Origin of the sequence: Achromobacter insuavis (assembly GCF_902859645.1) — a bacterium.
In the GTDB taxonomy this organism is placed as follows: domain Bacteria; phylum Pseudomonadota; class Gammaproteobacteria; order Burkholderiales; family Burkholderiaceae_B; genus Achromobacter; species Achromobacter insuavis.
The window spans coordinates 1-936 of the sequence record NZ_CADIJR010000187.1; the positions used below are offsets into that span (position 1 = coordinate 1).

The 936-nt window shown below is 73.4% G+C and carries 1 protein-coding gene; it reads right to left on the reverse strand.

Annotated elements, in window-relative coordinates; genetic code table 11:
• Positions 1-936: secretin N-terminal domain-containing protein (locus H0523_RS32045; RefSeq protein WP_306670221.1), on the reverse strand; the 936-nt coding region annotated here is incomplete at both ends.

Genomic DNA, 936 nt, shown 5'->3' on the forward strand with positions numbered 1-936 from the left:
CGCCGGCGCTCAGCGCGGCCCGCATCGCCGCGTCGCCGCCGGCCGCCGCGCCCTCGCTCTCGCCCGTCAGCAGGCCGCGCAGCACCTTGGCCAGGTGAGTGGCCTGGGCGTTGCGCAGATACACCACGTGCAGGTTGTCGGGATCGCTCTGCGAGCTGTCCAGCTGCCGGATCAGGTCGCGCGCCAGCTTGGCGCGCCCGGGGCTGGACGACCGCAGAATCACGCTGTTGGCGCGCGGATCGGCCACCACGGCCACGCGCTGGCTCGGATCGCCGCCCTGCTGCGTGTCCAGCAGCTCCGAGGCCATGCCGGCGATGTCGACCGCGATGCCCTGGCGGATCTTGACCACCTCGGTCACCAGCGAGGACGGGTTGTCGATGCTGGCGATGATGCGGCCGATGCGGTCCAGGTTGTCGGCGTAGTCGGTGATGACCAGCGTGTTGTTGGCCGGATAGGCGGTGATCGGATTGTTCGGCGCGATCATCGGCCGCAGCACCGGCACCAGCGCGGCGGCGTTCTCGTAGCTGAGGCGGAAGGTGCGCGTCACCACCGCGCCGTCCCCCGGCGCGCCGGCATTGGCGACCGGGCCGCCCTGCAGCTTGGCGTCGGCCTCCGGCACCACGCGGGTGCCGCCGGCCACGTCCACCGCGGCGAAGCCCTGCATGCGCAGGGCGCCCAGCAGCATGCCGTAGGCAGTGTCCGGCGCGACCGGGCCCTGCGACACCAGAGTCAGCGTGCCCTTGACCCGCGCATCCACCAGGAAATGGCGGCCGGTATAGCGCGCCAGCACCCGCAGGACGGCGGGAATGTCGGCATCGACGAAGTTGAGCAGCACGCCCTCATTGCCCATCGGCCCCGGCGCGGCGGGCGGCGCCGAACCCGCCGGCGGCGCCGCCCGGGATGGCGGCGCGACGTCGTCGCGCGCCGAGTCCGGCG